Source organism: Leifsonia sp. PARNA 1/14 (genome assembly GCF_055720965.1).
In genome coordinates this window covers 94,030-111,030 of record NZ_JBVQSP010000002.1, presented here as the reverse complement: position 1 = coordinate 111,030, position 17,001 = coordinate 94,030, and the positions used below count along the sequence as shown (strand labels likewise).

The following is a 17,001-nucleotide window of genomic DNA, read 5'->3' as shown; positions in this document are numbered from 1 at the left end:
CGCTTAGCCAGATGTCTAAGGCAGATCCTCGCGTCCAACGGGGATAGGCCGGCTTTGACTTGGGCGCTGCAGAACATCGTGAAAGCCGGTGCAAGACTTTATGTGCACGGTCACGAAGGGGACGGTCAGTCCGATGGGCCTCCCCTTCTACTGCTAGCTATGAGATGCGAGCGATTGAAAGAGCAGTGATCATGACAGGTGACGAAAGGGATTCTTCGTCAGAGGCACTGAGATGGCCGCGCTGGCGCGGTGTGCTTGGTGGTGTGCTCTTGAGCGCGGGGGCGCTTGCGATTGCCGGGCTATGGGTCGTTGGGTCGTTCGTCGAAGTGCCGCGCGAGTTGCAGGTAATCGTCCTGGCCCCGTCGGGGTTGTGTATCGCGATAGGTGTGAGGCTGACGGCACAAGCTTGGCTGTCACGTCAGGCAGTGCGTTAGAAGCAATAATGACGAGCGTCACGCTGCGGGCTCCGCCAACTCGCACTCTGGCTCCAGCTCCGCCGCTTATTCGCCCCCGCCGCGCCCGCAGCTGACGATTGCCCCGGAGTTACAAGGCACCGCGCTGCCGTTGGAGCTACTCGAGGGGTCGGTCGTGATTAGTCGAAGGCTGAGGGGCCCGGCGGTGCCGGACCACTCAGCCTTTCGTGGGCTATCTGACGGTGTAGCTTCCGTGTTGTTGCTGGCGGTCGTGCCTAGCGACGATCAGCATGACGACGCTGAACAATAGTGATAGGCCGGCGAGCACGAACGCCCATGGGCCGCCGGGGCCTCCGAGTGCGCCGAACACCGCCCACGCGATTGCCACGAGCATCCAGGCGATCCCGTTCCAGATCCGGGGTCGTCCGACGGCGAGACGCACCCATCGTGGGTAATCGTTGGTTTCACCCACTGGTGGTTGCCTTTCCGGATCTTGTTGTGCGGTCATCGGCAGCTTTCACGCTAGTGCGTTCTCAGCCGCGGCAGGAGGTGATGTTCGGCAGGCCAGAGGAGATGACGTAACCGATGGCCCCTGAAAGGAATCGGACCAGCCACCCGGGCCCATAGATCGACAGGGCTGCATAAGCGAGCGAGATGTAGCACTCGGCGGTGCCGAACGCTGCCGGGTTCGCCGGGTATCCGTATCCAGTGGACCGGGTTCATCAACCCCCCGGCCGGGTCCTATAACTTCGGCTTCATCACCGATGACGGTGCCGAGCTCACGCTGGGGTCGACTCCCGTGATCACCGACCAGTTCAACTCGCACGTCGCCCCGGTCTCCCCGAACATGGAGACGCAGGCCTCGCAAACACTCGTGGTGTCCGGGACCGGGTCCACCAGGACCGCCACCTTGGGTGGGAACACCATCGCGTACCCGGTGCCTATCACGGTGAACTACTACCAGGTGTGGATGTTCGCCTCGATCTACCTGTACGTGCAGAACACGGGTCAGCCGACGTCGGCGCAGCCGGTCCCGGCGGACTGGTTCACCCACACCAACCCGCCGTTGCCGGGCGGGTGGGCCGCCTCCCAACCGATCATGGGTGATGCCGCGACCTATGTGGCGGCCAAGAACAACGGCGGCTCGGTCACCGTCACCGACGCCAACGGCGGCAGCCACGTCTTCACCCGCACCACGACCGGCGGATACACGCCGCCGACGGGGGAGTCCACCACGCTCAGCGTCGACGGGACGGGTGCGCTGGCCTTGACCGGTACAGACGGCACGGTCTACCGGTTCAACGTCGCAGGCAAACTCACCTCGGCGACCCCGCCGGTGGATGCCGGATCCAAACCGGCGACCCCGATCCCCACCTACGTGACCACCGGCAGCCTGCAGAACGCGCTGCGGTCACTGTCCGACCCGCTCTCCAACACCGCCGCCACAGGAACCCCGTCGTATCAGCGGGCGGTGTACTTCGCCTACCCAGGGGAGCAGTACTCCGACCTCGGCATCCCCGCCAGCGCGAAGATCACCGGTTCCGGGACCGTCTGCCAGACGCCGTCCGGGTCCGGCTGGGCGACCGCACCGTCGGGCATGATGTGCGCCATGGTCTACCCGGATGGGTCCACCACGCAGCTGGAATACACCACCGACGGCCTCCTCGGCGGTGTGCTGAACCCGGGCGGTGCGCAGACGCTGCTGTCGTACACGACGGTGAACAACCAGGATCGCCTCACCGGGATCACCACCCCCACCGCGAACGACTGGGCCGCCGCCCACAGCGCCACAGCCCCGCAGACGGTGATCAGCTACGACACCACCGGCCGCGCCACCGGCGTCACCCTCCCACAGACCGGGACGGACCCAACACCGGCGAAGACCTACACTTATGCCGCCGCCCCCACCCCCGCAACCGCAAGCGCACCGGCGGTGGATGGCACCAGCTACGTCGACGTCGCCGGACTCACCCCACCTGCCGGGGGGATGGGCCACAACGCGGCGGTCACATTCGACACGGCGCTGCGGAAGACCTCCGCCACCAGTGCGTCCGGGTTGACTTCCCGGACCTTGTGGAACAACCACGACAACGCATTGGCGACCCTGGACCCGCAAGGCCGCGAGTCGAGCACGGTCTACGACAGCCAGGACCGGCCGATCACCAGCTACGGGCCGGCACCCTCCTCCTGCTTCGGCGCTACCAGCAGCGCACCCTTTGGTGCGGTGACCACGGACGCCAACGGGGTGCCCAACGGCCCCGTTCCCGCAGCGTCGTGCGCGGCGATGAACGGTGTCGCGATCGCGACCTCGACCACCAGCTACGACGGTAGCCTCACCGGCCTGGCCGCCACCTATTACAACAACCTCACCCTCTCCGGGGTCCCGACCGGGTACGGGCGCGCCTTCACCGGTTCCGACGCCCAGCAGGTGTGGTCGGGTGCTCCCGCGACGGGAGTCGGCACCACGAACTGGTCGGCCGCCCTCACCGGCACACTCACCTTCACCGTCGCCACTACCCAGACCACCGCTTACACGCTGTCGATCTTCACGGATAACACCGCGCAGGTGTATCTCGACGACAAGCTGGTGATCAACGCGACACAATCAGGCACCCACAGCACCTCCGTCAAGAACGTCGGCGCGGGTCAAGTGTCCCGGCTCCGGGTCGCGTACTCACACGCCACCGCCGCCACACCCACGTTCCGGATGGCGTGGGTCGTCCCGGGCGGCTCCAGCGTCTACGTCCCCACCGCCCAGCTCTCCTCCAATTACGGGCTGGTCACCGCCAGCAGCCCCCCCGACTCCGCGCCCACCGGTGTGACCGGGGTGTCCAACGCGAACGTGCCTTCGGCCAACAGCACAACCAGCTACCAATACCCGTGGTTCGGCACCAACCCGACCTCCACGGTGGACCCGACCGGGGTGAACCTCATCAGCACCGCCACGTCTGAGGCGCCAGGGTCTGGGTATCTGCGCCAGAAGACCAGCACGAAGCCTGCCGGATCGACCACGACGACGACCACCGCCTTCTACGGCGGCACTACCACCCCGAACGTGTCCTACGACTCCGCTCTGGGTGTTAGCAGCGCGGTCTGCGGTGTCCCTCTCGGCACTCCGCAGGACGGGCTGAGCATGTCGGTGACCGGGCCGACGGCCGCGGACGGCAGCATCGCAGTGACGAAGTACGTTTACGACATCATGGGCCGTGTCGCCGGCACCCTCGAGCCTGGCGACACTCCTTGGGCGTGCACCAGCTACGACAACCGTGGCCGGGTGCAGAAACAGACCTACCCGGCGTTCGGTGGTCAGAGCGCCCGCACCCTCACCTACACGTACTCCGCCGGCGGCTACGACAGCAACGGCAACCAGGCCGGTGACCCGCTCACGGCGACGGTAACGGATTCCACCCAGTCCTCAACCCCGACCGGCGGGACGATCACCACGATGGTCAACCTGGACGGGGAGCAGACCTCGTACACCGACAGTTGGGGGACGCTCAGCACGACCTCCTACAACCAGGCCATGCAGACCGTGTCGGCGACGGTGAAACTGCCGGACGGGTCCTCGCACACCGAGGCGTACGCGTACAACGACGACGGCCAGACCGTCGCGGTGGCCGAGGACGGCAAGACCATCGCCACCTCCACCTACACGACCGGTGCGCTCACAGCGGTCGCCTACCCGGGCGGGGCCAGCAACGCCGGCAACGCCACCTCCGGCACGTTCGGATACACACCCACCGGTGCCCAGGCCTCGGTGGCGTGGGCGTTCGCGGCCGGGCAGAGCCCGGTCAGTGACACGGTGGCGAGGTCGCAGACCGGGCGGATCGTGCGAGACACGGTCGCCGACGGCGCCACCAACTATGCCTCCACGTACGGGTACGACACCGCCGGCCGGCTGGTCACGGCGAGCGTGCCCTACAACCAGCTCACCTACGGATATGCCGCAAGCAACAGCTGCGGGGCCAACACCGCCGCCGGTAAGGACGGCAACCGCACCTCCCTGACCGACATCACCACCGCCCCCGGGGCTCCGAGCCCGAACCCGACCGTCACCGTCGGCTACTGCTACGACAACGCCGACCGGCTCACCTCCGACACCATCACCGGAGCACCCGCCTCACCAGACATCGTCATGGGAACCAACCTCACCAGTTCGGGGTCGGGAGCGAATGTGGTTTACGACGCCCACGGCAACATCACCACCCTGGGCACCGAGACGCTCGGTTACGACGACACCAACCGGCACCTGACCACGACCCTTACCGACGGAACCAAGGTCACCTACCAGCGCGACGCCACCGACCGGGTCATCGCCATGACCCAAACCCCGGCTGGCAGGACCGCCACCACCGTGCACTACGCATATGCGGGCGGAAGCTCAGCTGCGTTCACGTTGACTGCGAGCAACGCTATGCAGGAGGAAACGCTCAGCCTGGCGGGGGGAGTCAGCATAAGTATCCGCTCCAGCGGTCAGGTGTGGTCCTACCCGGGCCTGACCGGACACGTCCTCGTCACCACCGACGCGGCGGGCGTCCGGACCGGGACAGTGGCGTTGTACGACCCCTTCGGCGACCCCATCAACCCCACCACCGGCTGCATCGGCACCACAACCGCCGACGCCACCGGACCCAACAACACCACCACCCCCAACTTGTCCAACGGGTACGAAGGAGCACACGGCAAAGGCCTGTTCACACTCGACGGGCTCGCCAACATCGAAATGGGAGCGAGGCAGTACGTGCCGCTCCTGGGAAGGTTCCTCGCTGTCGACCCCGTCGCCGGAGGCAACGCAAACGACTACAACTACCCCAACGACCCGATCAACAGCAGGGACCTCACCGGCAAGTATGGGCTCCGACTCAATGACGGGGGGACGGCGACGCCCATTTTGGGATCGAGCCAGCGAGCCTCATACACCCCGCCTGTGCGTCCACACAACCGAAGCTGGGTGCTGTCAAAGAAGGTCAGCGCGGGTTTGGGCTCCACGTCGTTTGGACTCCGATGGAATGGATCGGTGATGCTGGTCGTGCACAGTCAAGCTGCGGCACTTATGAATATTCAAGTGAAGGCTTACATGGGTGACACAATCGATCCGTCGAATCCGTTCTCGCATCTTCCCGACGAGCACAGTCCCGCGGGGGCGGTCTTCCCAGGAAGCACTGCCACCTTCGGTCCACTCCATCCCAACGCGTTCATCGGGTGCTTGCACAACGACCCCTGTGATATGGAACATTTCGAAATTTCGGCCGGAGGCACTCCCCTTGACAATATCGACGGATCAGATTCTGCGCAGCCGGGGCAGGGCTATTACCCGTTCACGGTTGATGTTTATGAGTGGCGCTAGGCACCTGCGGACGATCGCGCCAGTCCTATCTCTGTTGCTCTTGCCTCTGACGTTGTCCGCGTGCGGAAGCGCCGTCAACTCGGGCCCCGGGTCCAAAGATCCGGTCTCCCAGCTTGTCACCACAGGGTTACACGATCCACGGTCCGAGCACACGTGTCGCGCGTGGCTGGATAACGGAGGACCAAGATCAGAGAGCTATCGACTCGTGGCTTCGCAATACTCCACAATCGCGAAAGCCAAGCGCATCGTCGAGCTGTCAGCAGGAGATGTGTCGAAGGACGCGAACCTTTCACGACTGTCGAGTGAAACTCCGATTGCCCTATGCGCCCTAAACGGGCCAATTCAGCAGATCGGCCTGAAGGGGAATACGCTGGTCTACTACGTCGTCAAGGGCGACACTCAGCTCTCGGGCGTGCTAGCCTCCGGAACCTACTGAGGATCTCCCGATTAGTCGTCTTGTGTCCAGGTAAGTGGATTCTCGCGATATCGTTCGTTGCTGCTGCCAAGCCGAGCCCAGATTGCAATAGCGGGCGCCAGAGCAATTGGCGCTACGAAAAGAAGCAACAGCGCAGGTTGCCATACGCCCGCTGCAAGAGTCGCTACCTGCACGACGAGCACGCAGGCAGCTGCAGCGCCCCCCAGAACGAAGAGCGCTCGTCGGACCTGTCGTTGCCGCATACTCCCAGGCACATCCCCAATCATAACTGCGGCGTCGAGCGATTGACCGGTGTTGCGGCCAGGGGACTGCCGCATTGGAGGATCCGTTCAATTGGGCAAACACCGTGACGGGGGCCAGGAATTGGGTGGGGGGCTAATGTTGAGCGTCCGCACCTGGAGAACCCATGACGCCAAGTAGCCTGAGGGTCACTGCGCTGACATGTGGAGTTATGTGCGCAACGTGTCTCACGCTCGAGTTCATCAGTCACAATCCGAGTTTCTTCGCAGCCGCCGTACCGGTCGGGCTTATCGGCGCATTACTCGCATGGGCAGCGACATCCAAATCGGGTTAGCTGAGTTGGCTTCACAAACCGGGACCACTGCATGCTTGCCCCTTGCTCGTCGCCTCTAAGAATCCCCGATCAGGCACAAATTCCCGAGCCGGGGCCGCGCTACCGATCGCCAAGGTGATCGGACCTCAGTGTGGATCAGCTTCTCGCTCAGGTCGCTGACGAACGGGGCGAGGACTACCGCCGTGTCGGTGCGATCCCGGATGGCAGATTGGGGACAAGCCACCTTTCAACTGACATAACGGTGATTATCGGAGACGCTGGCGCTTTCTCCGATTTGAGAGGGAGAGCACCCGCTGAAATTAACCCGTCGGTCGCTGCGCGTAGTCTCGCCGCATGAGCGAAGACGACCTGCGGCTCCGGCCGTGGACCGACGACGATCTGGCCGTCGAGCTGCGCAACAACGCGCCGGAGATGACCGCGTATCTGGGCGGTCCGCTGGACGAGGAGGTCGTGCGCCGGCGTCACGAACGGTTCCTGCGCGGCCAGGCCGACGGAACAGTCGCCCCCTTCACGGTGTGGACGGATGCCGCGTCCGAGCCGGTGGGCACGGCCGCCTACTGGCAGATCGAGCACCACGGCCTCGCGGTGCTCGAGTGCGGCTGGTTCGTGTTCGTCCCGTACCAGCACCGCGGCTACGCGCGACGCGCCATCCGGCTGCTCCTCGAAGACGCGGCAGCGCACGGAGGGCGCGACACGATGCTCGCCTTCCCTCGCGTGGACAACGCCGGGTCGAACGCACTCGCGCGCTCGGTGGGATTCATCAACACGGGCGAAGAGGACGGCGAGTACCCGAAGGGCGTCCCGATCCGCGTGAACGCGTGGGCGTTCGATCTGCGGACGCTGCAGTGAGAGGCGCCTGGACGATTGACGCCTCCGTGTAGCGTTGCCCCATGTTCTCGACGACCCTCCCCTCCGGCGCGACCCTCCGACCGCTGGAGCCGTGGCGGGCGGAAGAGTTCGCGGCCCATCTCGACCGCGCCCGCGAGCACATCCGCCCGTGGGTCGGGCCGTCGTTCGTGACCACCGACGCCGTCGGCGCGCGCGCCACGTTGGGCCGCTACGCCGAGCGAGCGGCGCGCGAAGGCGCGGGCATCTACGGCATCTGGGCGAACGATGTGCTCGTCGGCGGCGTCATGTTCGTCGAGTTCACGCCCGCGACCGGCTCGTTCGAGGTCGGCTGCTGGCTCGAGCCGGGGGCCGAGGGGCACGGGCACATAACGTCAGCCGTGCGCGAGCTGCTCGCCTACGCGTTCGACGAGCGCGGCATGCACCGCGCCGAGTGGAGGTGCCGTGCGGACAACGAGCGCAGCTCAGCCGTCGCGCGGCGGCTCGGGATGTCGCTTGACGGAGTTCTGCGGGAGGCCTGGCCGGTCGGCGGCGTGTTCCACGACAAGCAGGTGTGGTCGCTGCTGGCGGGGGAGTGGGCGGCGAGCGCGGGCGACTGACGCCGCCGAGGGGCACGTACGCGCCCCAAAATCGCCGGTTTAGGGGCGCTTACGTGCCCTTCGATTCAGCGGTGGCGCACCTCGCTGGCGACCCGGCCGTCGACCACGGTCACGATCTCGTCGAGGGTCGGCGAGTGCACGAGGTCGTGGGTCACGAGCAGCGTCGCGGTCTCCTGCGAGTGCGTGAGCCGCGCAATCAGGTCCATGATCGCCGCGCCGCGCTCCTGATCGAGCGCGCTGGTCGGCTCGTCGACCAGGAGGACGGTCGGCTGCCGCACGAGCGCGCGTGCGATCGCCACCCGCTGGCGCTGGCCTCCTGACAGCTGGGCCGGCCGCTTGTCGGCGTGGCCGGTGAGACCGACCGCGTCGAGGAGGTCGTCGACCCGGTCGCGGACGGCGGCGCGCACCGACCTCCGCCGGGTGCCGCCGAGCTCGCCCATCACCTGCAGCTGCTCGCGGGCCGTCAGCGAGGGCAGCAGGTTGGACTGCTGGAAGACGATCCCGATCTTCTCGCGGCGCAGCCGGGTGGCCCGCTCGGCGGACAGCCCGGTCGCGTCCTCCCCGACGATCAGAACGCGGCCTGAGTCCGGGCGGATGAGGGTGGCGGCGAGGGCCAGGAGGCTCGACTTGCCGGAGCCGGACGGCCCGGTGATGCCGGTGACCACGCCGGGTCGGCCGTGGAGGGTGACCTGGTCGACCGCGGTGATGCGGCCGCCGCCGTCGGGGAAGGTGAGGGTGACGTCGTCGAGGGTGATCATCGGTTGCTCCCGAGTGCGGTGAGAGGGTCGGCGTGGGTGACGGTGCGGAGCGCGACGGCGGCGCCGACGAGCCCGAGAAGGGTCATGGCGGCGGCGGGGACCAGCGTCGTGACCGGCGCGACGAGGAACGGCAGCGCGCTGCCGGCGAGTGCGCCGAGCCCGAGGACGGCCAGCATCCCGAGGCCGATGCCGCCGACCAGCACGACGAGCGCCTGGCCGAGCGCGTCGAGCACGAGCGACCGTTGCGTGGCGCCGAGCGCTTTCAGCACGGCGATGTCGGCGGAGCGCTGCATTGTCCAGACGGTGAAGAACGCGCCGACCACGAGAGCGGAGATCCCGAACAGCATCGCGACCATGAGGCCGAGCGATCCGATCTCGCTCTTGAAGGCCTCCAGTGCCGTCAGGCTGAGCAGGGTCGGCTGCGCGCTCGTGCGGGTCGCCGCGGCGACGGCGTCCCAGTCGGGCGTTCCCGACACCGCGAGCACGGTGGGCCGGCCGTCGCCACCCATCCGCTTGTCGGCCTGCGCCCAGGCGGCGGGCGTCAGCGCGACCACCGGAGTGTGGCTGTACCAGGCGTCGCCGCCGACGGTCGTGACCCGGTACTCGTTGCCGAGGATGGTGACGGTGTCGCCGGTGGAGGCGTGCAGTTCCTTCGCGGCGCCGGCCGAGAGGCCGACGGTGTCGTCGGCGCTCGGCGCGAGCGCGGTCAGGTCGGAGGCGGGCCCGACGCCCGCATCCGGCAGACCGAACAGCGCGACACCGGTGGAGGTCGACTCTACTTGCGCGCGGGTCTGCGCGATCCCGACGGGCATGACGGCGTCGACCCCAGGGGCAGACCGCCAGCGTTGGACCGTCGCGGGCGACAGCGACGACTCGCTGAAACTCACGGCTCCACCGGCCGGCTTCTCGAGCACCAGACGGTCGCCCGGCAGCCCGAGCACGGCGGAGATGTTCTGGGCGGCCAGGCCGCCGGTGAGGCCGGACAGGAAGCCGACCAACACGGTGATGAGGGCGACGACGGTCCCGATGAGGAGGAACCGGCCGCGAGCGTGGCGCAGGTCTCGCCAGGCGACGAACACGAGGAGTCCTTTCTGCGGGCGGAGCGATTCCGCCCGGTGTCACTCCAGCCTTCTCGCGGCGCGCGGCCGTCACATCGTCAGCACGGTCCAACCTCCACTCCGACTTTCCATTGATGCCGCGGCGATCGGCGGTCCCTAGGCTGGATGCGTCATGACCCACAGCGCCCTCACCCCGGTCTTCGTCGGACTGCGCGTCGGGCTGCACGTCCTCATCGCCGCGCTGCTCGTGCTCGTTGTCGTCCGCCTGCCGGGTCTGGAGCCGGACGCCGCCGTCGCCGGGCTGATCCTCGTCGTGCTGTTCGCCCTGGTGTACCTGGCAGCGCTGCTCATCCGGGTCGTGCCTCCGTCGGCCCGGAGGCCGGCGGGCGTCCTTTGGATGTCGGCGCTCGGCCTGGTGTGGGTGGGCCTGGTGATCGTCGTCCCGGAGGCCGCGTACCTGGCGTTCCCGCTGTTCTTCCTGTGCCTGCACCTCCTGCCGCGGTGGGTCGGCCCCGTCGCGGTGGTCCTGCTCACTGCCGTCGCGATCGTCGCCCTGAGCGCGCACCAGGGCTTCTCGGCGGGTGTCGTGATCGGGCCGCTGATCGGTGCGGCCGTCGCGATCCTCCTCGGCCTCGGTTACCGCGCCCTGGCTCGGGAGGCCGTGGAGCGGGAGGCCCTGCTCACCGAGTTGATGGCGACCCGCGATCGGCTCGCCGCGACCGAGCGGGAGCAGGGGGCCCTGGCCGAGCGCGGACGGCTCGCCCGCGACATCCACGACACCGTCGCGCAAGGGCTCTCCAGCATCCAGCTGCTCCTCCATGCCGCCGAGCGCGCCGACCCGAGCGGCCCGGGCGTCGAGCAGATCCGGCTGGCCAGGTCGACCGCGGCGGACAGCCTCGCCGAGACCCGGCACATCATCCGGGAGCTGACGCCGCCGTCGCTCGACGGCGGCCTCGGGGAGGCCCTGCGGCGCCTCGGCGCCGCGCAGACCGTGCCCGGGTCGCTGCGCGTCGACGTCGAGACGCCGCCGGCGACCGACCTGCCGATGGAGGTGCAGACGGCGTTCCTGCGGATCGCGCAGGGAGCGATGGCGAACGTCCGCACGCACTCCGGGGCGACGCACGCGCGCATCCTGCTGCGCGAGGGAGACGACGAGACGGTGCTGCGCATCGCCGACGACGGCGTGGGATTCGACCCAGGCTCCGTCGGGGAGGGCGTCGGCGGCAGCGACTCGTTCGGCCTCCGCGCCATCGCCGAGCGCGTGGCCCAGCTGGGTGGCGAACTCGCCGTCGAGAGCGCGCCGGGGCAGGGGGCCTGCGTGACGGTGACGCTGCGGGCGCGGAAGGAGCGGTCGTGATCCGCATCCTCATCGCCGACGATCATCCGGTGGTCCGCGCCGGCATCCGCGCCCTCCTCGACGGGGAGGCCGACCTCGAAGTCGTCGGCGAGGCTCCGACCGCCGACGACGCGGTCGAACTCGCGGTGTCGGCGGCCCCCGACCTGGTGCTGATGGACCTCCAGTTCGCCGACGGCCCGCGCGGTGTGGAGGCCACCCGCCGCATCCGCGCCCTCCCGTCGGCCCCGCACGTGCTCGTGCTGACGAACTACGACACCGACACCGACATCCTCTCGGCGATCGAGGCCGGTGCGAGCGGCTACCTGCTCAAGGACGCGCCTCCCGACGAGCTCGTCGCCGCCGTGCGCGCCGCGGCGGCCGGCGAGAGCGCGCTCGCCCCCGTGATCGCGAGCCGGCTGATGGCGCGGATGCGCTCACCCCAGGTGACCCTCTCGGCCCGGGAGCTCGAAGTGCTGGAGCTGGTGGCGCAGGGGGCGGCCAACGCCGAGATCGCGCGCCGGCTTCACATCGCGGACGCGACGGTGAAGTCGCACCTGGTGCACGTCTTCACGAAGCTCGGGGTGGCCTCCCGCACCGCCGCTGTGAACGTCGCGCGCTCGCAGGGCATGTTGCGTTAACCCCGACCCCACCCCGGAGATTTGCGGCAAATGTGGCATCTGGCGGCGTGAGTCGCCACATTTGCCGCAAATCTGCGGGGCTCAGCCTCCGAAGACCTCCTTCGCCATCGTCATCGCCGACATGGCCTTCGGCCAGCCCGCGTAGAACGCCAGGTGCGTGATCGCCTCGATCAGCTCCTCCTCCGTCGCGCCGTTGTCGCGGGCGAAGGCGAGGTGGAAGCGGAGCTGCTCGACGTTGCCGCCGGCCAGAAGCGCGGCGACCGTGATCAGGCTGCGGTCGCGTTTGGCGAGCTCCGGGCGTTCCCAGACCTCGTCGAACAGCACCCGGTCGGTGTAGTGGACCAGGCCGGGGGCGAAGTCGCCGAAGGCGCGCTGCCCTCCGGTCCACCCCGGAGTGGAGTCGCTCGTGTCGGTCATGCTCGGCGCCCTTCGTACTCGTCGTCGGTGATGTGCTCTTTCCAGATCGTCGTCTCCGCAGGGTCGTCCGCACCCTCCAGGAGGGCGATGTGCTCCATGAAGCAGCCGGGCGCCGCCGCGTGCCAGTGATCCTGACCGGGCGGCGTGTACAGCGTCTCGCCCGGATGCACCTCGATGACGTTGCCGTCGCGGTCGCCGAAGCGGGCGACTCCTGCCGTCACGCGCAGGTACTGTCCGCGGGCGTGGCTGTGCCACGCGGTGCGTGCACCGGGAGCGAAGCGCACGAGGGCGGCGGTCATCCGCTGGCCGGCCTCGTGGGGTGCGGCGATGCGGTCCACCCAGACGTCGCCGGCGAACTGCTCCGGCGGGTTCTTGACGGTGGGAGTGGTGGGTTCGATGTTCATGCGTTCTCCGTCTCTAGTGGTCTTCCGGCTCCAGCAGGACTTTGATGGCGCGGCGCTCGTCCATGGCTTTGTAGCCTTCGGCCGCCTCGGACAGCGGGAGGGTGAGGTCGAACACCGCACCGGGGTCGATCTCATCCCTCATGATCAACTCGATCAGCTCGGGAAGGAACCGGCGGACGGGTGCGGGGCCGCCGTGCAGGTGCACGCCGGAGAAGAACAGCTCCTGCCCGGGCAGTTCGACGTCGTGCGAGACGCCCACATAGCCGACGTGGCCTCCTGCCCGGGTCGCCCGGATCGCCTGCATCATCGACTCCTGGGTGCCGACCGCCTCGATGACCGAGTGCGCGCCGAGACCGTCTGTCAGGTTCTTGATCGCGGCGACACCCGCATCCCCACGCTCCTCGACGATGTCGGTCGCGCCGAACCGGCGGGCGAGCGCCTGCCGGTCGGCGTGGCGGCTCATGGCGATGATCCGCTCGGCGCCGAGCTGCTTCGCGGCGAGGATGCCGAGCAGGCCGACCGCCCCGTCTCCGACCACCGCGACGGTCTTGCCGGGGCCGGCCTCCGCTGCGACGGCCGCGAACCAGCCGGTGCCGAGCACGTCGGAGGCGGCGAGCAGACCGCGGACCTGCTTCGGCGTCGGAGCGGTCGGAGTGGCGACGAGCGTCCCGTCGGCGAGGGGAACGCGCAGGCGCTCCGCCTGCGTCCCGAGAGCACCGACCGGCACGCGGTGTACGCAGTGCGACTGGTACCCGGCGCGGCAGATCTCGCAGGTGTTGTCGGAGGCGAAGAACGAGCCGACGACGAAGTCGCCGACCTTCACATTCCGCACCTCGGACCCGACCTGCTCGACGACTCCGACGTACTCGTGGCCCATCGGGGACGGCTGCGTCACCGCGTCCGTGCCGCGGTACGGCCACAAGTCGGACCCGCAGATGCAGGCGGCCGCGACGCGGATGATCGCGTCGGTGGGCTGTTCGATGGTCGGGTCGTCGCGCTCTTCGACGCGGACGTCCCGAGGGGCGTACATGACTACTCCACGCATGTGGGTGCTCCTTCTGTTGCGGGGGTGAGGGTTCGGTCCGAAGGGACTCCGGCCGGACGACGGAGGAGGGCGACCACGGTCAGCGCGGCCAGCGCGACCGCGACCGTGGTGACGAGCCCGAGGGGGAGGATGTTCAGAGCGCCCGCGATACCGACGAGGGGTGCGGCGACGCCTCCGAACGCGAATCGCGCCGCGCCGAGCACGGAGGACGCCGTGCCGGCGATCTGCGGATAGTCCGCCAGCGCGATGGTCGTGGACGGCGGGCTCGTGACGGCGGTGCCGCCTGCCAGCAGGAACAGCGACACGATGACGACCGCGAGAGGCACGTGCGTCAGCCCGGCGAGCAGGAGGCCCACGCCACCGAGCCCGGCCAGCACGAGGCCGGCGGCCAACGTGCCCTTCACGCTCCAGCGCTCGCTGGTGCGTCCGGCCAGGTAGCCGAACACCATGAAGCCGGCAGAGTTGAGCCCGAAGGCGAGGGCGTACTGCTGGGGAGACAGCCCGTAGACCCCTTGGAGCACGTAGGTCGCTCCGCTGAGGTACGCGAACAGGGCGGCATACACGAAGCCCTGGGCGAGCACCGCACCCACGAAGCCGCGATCGGCGAACAGCAGCCGGAGGTCGCCGGCTATGACGGCGAACCCTGCGCCGGTGCGCCCACCCGCGGGCAGCGTCTCCGGGAGACCGAGCGCGATCCAGAGCAGGATGCCGGCGCCGATCACCGCGAGGAGCAGAAAGAGTCCGCGCCAGTCCAGGACCGCCGTGAGTGCGCCACCGACCAGCGGGCCGACGATCGCGGCGAACCCTCCGGTGACCGTCAGTCGGCCGTAGAAGCGGATGAGGCGGCCGCCATCGTAGAGGTCGCGACCTGCCGCCTGGGCGATGACGATCCCGACGCCGCCCGCCAACCCTTGCGCGAAGCGGGCGCCGATCAGGGCCTCCACCGACGGGCTGAACGCGCAGAGCGCCGAGACGGCGACGTACGCGGTGACCCCGATCAGCGCGGGCCGGCGACGGCCGAACCGGTCGGAGAGCGGCCCGGCGATCAGCTGGCCGGCCGCGAGACCGATCAGGCAGGCCGTCACGGTCAGCTGCGCCATCGACGTGGTCGCGCCGAGCTCGTTCGTGAGCGCGGGAAGTGCCGGGAGGTAGAGGTCCATCGAGATCGGGCCGAAGACCGTGAGCACGAGCAGGAGCGTCGCCAGCAGGCGGCCGACGCCGACGCGGTGGGCCGCGGCCGGAGAGACGGTGGGGGATGAATCTGTCACGCCATCCATCACACCGGGTCCCTCGCGGGCGAGGGAGTTCCTGACGAGACGTGTACTGACAGGGCACCCCACGGATCGCGGGCACGACCTACGCTCGTGGCATGGACAACCGAGCAGAGGTCCGCGAGTTCCTCGTGTCGCGTCGTGCCCGGGTGACGCCCGAGCAGGCGGGGCTCACCTCGGGTAATGGGCGTCGCGTCCCCGGCCTGCGCCGCTCGGAGGTCGCGATGCTGGCCGACGTGAGCGTCGAGTACTACTCCCGGCTCGAGCGCGGCTCGATCTCGGGTGTCTCCGCCGCCGTCCTCGACTCCGTCGCTCGTGCCTTGCAGCTCGACGACACCGAGCGGGCGCACCTCTTCGACCTCGCTCGCGCGTCGGACGGGATCCCGGCCTCCGGCCGTCCGCGGCGCCGGACGACCCGCGACCCCGCGACACGGCCGAGCCTCCACTGGGCGTTGGAGGCGTTCACCGACGGGATCGCCGTTGTGCGCAACGCCCAGTCGGACGTCATCGCGTTCAACGCGCTCGGCCGCGCGTTCTACTCACCGCTGATCGGCGACGGCGGGCGCACCCCCAACTTCGCCCGCTTCCAGTTCCTCGATCCGGCGTCGCACGATTTCTACCCGGACTGGGATCTCTTCGCGGACATGTGCGTGGCCGTGATGCGGGCCGAAGCCGGCCGCGACCCGCACAATCGCGCCCTGCAGGATCTGGTGGGCGAGCTCTCGACGCGGAGCGACACCTTCCGGCAGCTCTGGGGAGCCCACAACGTACGGACCCACGGCGCCGGAACCAAACGCTTCGTCCACCCGGTCGTCGGCGAGGTGACGCTGGCCTACGAGGAGTTCGCCGTCACCGCCGAGCCGGGTCACATCCTCCTCGTCTACACGGCGGAGCCGGGGTCGCCCTCGGCAGAGCGGCTGCGGCTCCTCGCCTCCTGGGCGGCCGAGCACGCGCCCGCGGTCGCGAGCGCTTCGTCGGAGGCGTGAGACGCGCACTTTCGTCACGAATCCCGACATTCGTGGCACGAATCTCGACATTCGTGACGAATGCCGGGCCAGTCGGGGTCACCGCCGCCGCATCGGCCGCACGGTGAGCGATTCCACGGTGCCGGTGTTCGGGAGGTCGACGGCGACGCGCACGGTCGCGGCGACCATCTCCGGCGTGATGGTGTACGCCGCGTCGTAGTCGTGGCCTTCGCGGGCGACGAGCGCGCGCTGCATGTCGGTGTCGACGCGGCCCGGGTGGATGCTCGTCACGCGGACGCCGTGCGGCCGTTCCTCCTCACGCAGCGCGTCGGTGAGGGCGCGCAGCGCGAACTTGGAGCCGGAATACACGCCCCCGCCCGCTCCGCTGCTCAGTCCCGACCCGCTGTTGATGGCGACGACCAGACCCTGCGCCGCGCGCAGGGAGGGGAGCGCCTGGCGGAGGATCGCCGCGATCGCGAACACGTTCACCTCGAACACGTGCCTCCAGGTGGCGTCGTCGGTGTCGGCGATCGTGCCGCCGTCCTCCACTCCCGCGGAGAGCACGATCGCGTCCAGGCGGTCGGGCAGGGGCGGGAGGACCTCCCCGGTCAGGTCGCCGACGTACGGTTCGGCGGAGGGCAGCGCGGCGACCACGGCCGCGACCGCCTCGGCGTCGCGGCCGCCGACCAGCACGTGATGCGTGCGGCCGAGCTCCTCCGCGATGGCGCGGCCGATGCCGCGGGAGGCTCCAGTGACGAGCACGACGGGACGGGACGAGGATGCGGTGGCGGCCATCATCCGACTCTACGACGCCGGAGAACTGCGCGCCGTCGCTGGATTTCTTAGGCCTTCCTGGGTCCGCCGCCCCTACTGTGTTCCACGGCGCCGGCAGCG

14 protein-coding genes are annotated in these 17,001 nt (G+C 68.8%); 7 read left to right on the top strand and 7 right to left on the bottom strand.

What is annotated here, in order from left to right; translation table 11 throughout:
- The first annotated feature begins 1,212 nt into the window (after positions 1–1,212).
- From AC0HS0_RS05535 to AC0HS0_RS05520, 4 genes are all read left to right on the top strand, one after another.
- On the top strand, positions 1,213–5,760 hold the full coding sequence (locus tag AC0HS0_RS05535) for an RHS repeat protein (RefSeq protein WP_472962310.1): 4,548 nt from the start codon (positions 1,213–1,215) through the stop codon (positions 5,758–5,760).
- A 205-nt stretch (positions 5,761–5,965) separates the two neighbouring features.
- The gene (locus tag AC0HS0_RS05530) at positions 5,966–6,196 is read left to right on the top strand and encodes a hypothetical protein (protein ID WP_472962309.1); all 231 of its coding nucleotides are present in this window, start codon (positions 5,966–5,968) and stop codon (positions 6,194–6,196) included.
- Positions 6,197–7,103: 907 nt separating this feature from the next.
- Positions 7,104–7,619 carry a GNAT family N-acetyltransferase gene (locus AC0HS0_RS05525; protein ID WP_472962307.1) on the top strand — a complete coding sequence of 172 codons (516 nt, stop codon included), beginning with the start codon at positions 7,104–7,106 and terminating at the stop codon, positions 7,617–7,619.
- A gap of 41 nt (positions 7,620–7,660) precedes the next feature.
- On the top strand, positions 7,661–8,215 hold the full coding sequence (locus AC0HS0_RS05520) for a GNAT family N-acetyltransferase (RefSeq protein WP_472962305.1): 555 nt from the start codon (positions 7,661–7,663) through the stop codon (positions 8,213–8,215).
- Positions 8,216–8,280: 65 nt separating this feature from the next.
- On the opposite strand, the gene AC0HS0_RS05515 is transcribed toward AC0HS0_RS05520, so the two are convergent.
- A complete protein-coding gene (locus tag AC0HS0_RS05515; RefSeq protein WP_472962303.1) occupies positions 8,281–8,973 on the bottom strand; it encodes an ABC transporter ATP-binding protein in 693 nt (230 codons plus the stop codon).
- Positions 8,970–10,052, bottom strand: a complete 1,083-nt coding sequence (locus AC0HS0_RS05510) for an ABC transporter permease (protein ID WP_472962302.1) — start codon at positions 10,050–10,052, stop codon at positions 8,970–8,972. Before AC0HS0_RS05510 ends, AC0HS0_RS05515 begins: the two co-directional genes overlap by 4 nt.
- 151 nt (positions 10,053–10,203) lie before the next feature.
- Between AC0HS0_RS05510 and AC0HS0_RS05505 the strand changes: the two genes are divergently transcribed.
- Together AC0HS0_RS05505 and AC0HS0_RS05500 are read left to right on the top strand one after the other, a co-directional pair.
- Positions 10,204–11,388 (top strand): sensor histidine kinase, encoded by a 1,185-nt coding sequence (locus AC0HS0_RS05505; RefSeq protein WP_472962301.1) that lies wholly within the window; start codon positions 10,204–10,206, stop codon positions 11,386–11,388.
- A complete protein-coding gene (locus AC0HS0_RS05500) occupies positions 11,385–12,005 on the top strand; it encodes a response regulator (RefSeq protein WP_472962299.1) in 621 nt (206 codons plus the stop codon). Before AC0HS0_RS05505 ends, AC0HS0_RS05500 begins: the two co-directional genes overlap by 4 nt.
- A gap of 81 nt (positions 12,006–12,086) precedes the next feature.
- Here the strand turns inward: AC0HS0_RS05500 and AC0HS0_RS05495 are convergent, their stop codons facing one another.
- The 4 genes from AC0HS0_RS05495 to AC0HS0_RS05480 are packed head-to-tail and all read right to left on the bottom strand — an operon-like array spanning position 12,087 to position 15,139.
- Positions 12,087–12,422, bottom strand: coding sequence for a carboxymuconolactone decarboxylase family protein (locus AC0HS0_RS05495; protein ID WP_472962297.1), 336 nt, complete (start codon positions 12,420–12,422; stop codon positions 12,087–12,089).
- Positions 12,419–12,826, bottom strand: a complete 408-nt coding sequence (locus AC0HS0_RS05490) for a (R)-mandelonitrile lyase (protein ID WP_472962296.1) — start codon at positions 12,824–12,826, stop codon at positions 12,419–12,421. The genes AC0HS0_RS05495 and AC0HS0_RS05490 overlap by 4 nt, the downstream gene beginning before the upstream one ends.
- 13 nt (positions 12,827–12,839) lie before the next feature.
- The gene (locus AC0HS0_RS05485) at positions 12,840–13,871 is read right to left on the bottom strand and encodes a zinc-dependent alcohol dehydrogenase family protein (protein WP_472962295.1); all 1,032 of its coding nucleotides are present in this window, start codon (positions 13,869–13,871) and stop codon (positions 12,840–12,842) included.
- Positions 13,859–15,139, bottom strand: a complete 1,281-nt coding sequence (locus AC0HS0_RS05480) for a multidrug effflux MFS transporter (protein WP_472962293.1) — start codon at positions 15,137–15,139, stop codon at positions 13,859–13,861. The genes AC0HS0_RS05485 and AC0HS0_RS05480 overlap by 13 nt, the downstream gene beginning before the upstream one ends.
- Before the next feature lie 101 nt (positions 15,140–15,240).
- Here AC0HS0_RS05480 and AC0HS0_RS05475 point away from each other — a divergent pair, with 101 nt between their 5' ends.
- Positions 15,241–16,128 (top strand): helix-turn-helix transcriptional regulator, encoded by an 888-nt coding sequence (locus AC0HS0_RS05475; RefSeq protein WP_472962291.1) that lies wholly within the window; start codon positions 15,241–15,243, stop codon positions 16,126–16,128.
- Positions 16,129–16,206: 78 nt separating this feature from the next.
- On the opposite strand, the gene AC0HS0_RS05470 is transcribed toward AC0HS0_RS05475, so the two are convergent.
- Positions 16,207–16,905: an SDR family oxidoreductase gene (locus AC0HS0_RS05470; protein ID WP_472962289.1), complete on the bottom strand. Its 699-nt coding sequence runs from the start codon at positions 16,903–16,905 to the stop codon at positions 16,207–16,209.
- Positions 16,906–17,001: the final 96 nt, after the last annotated feature.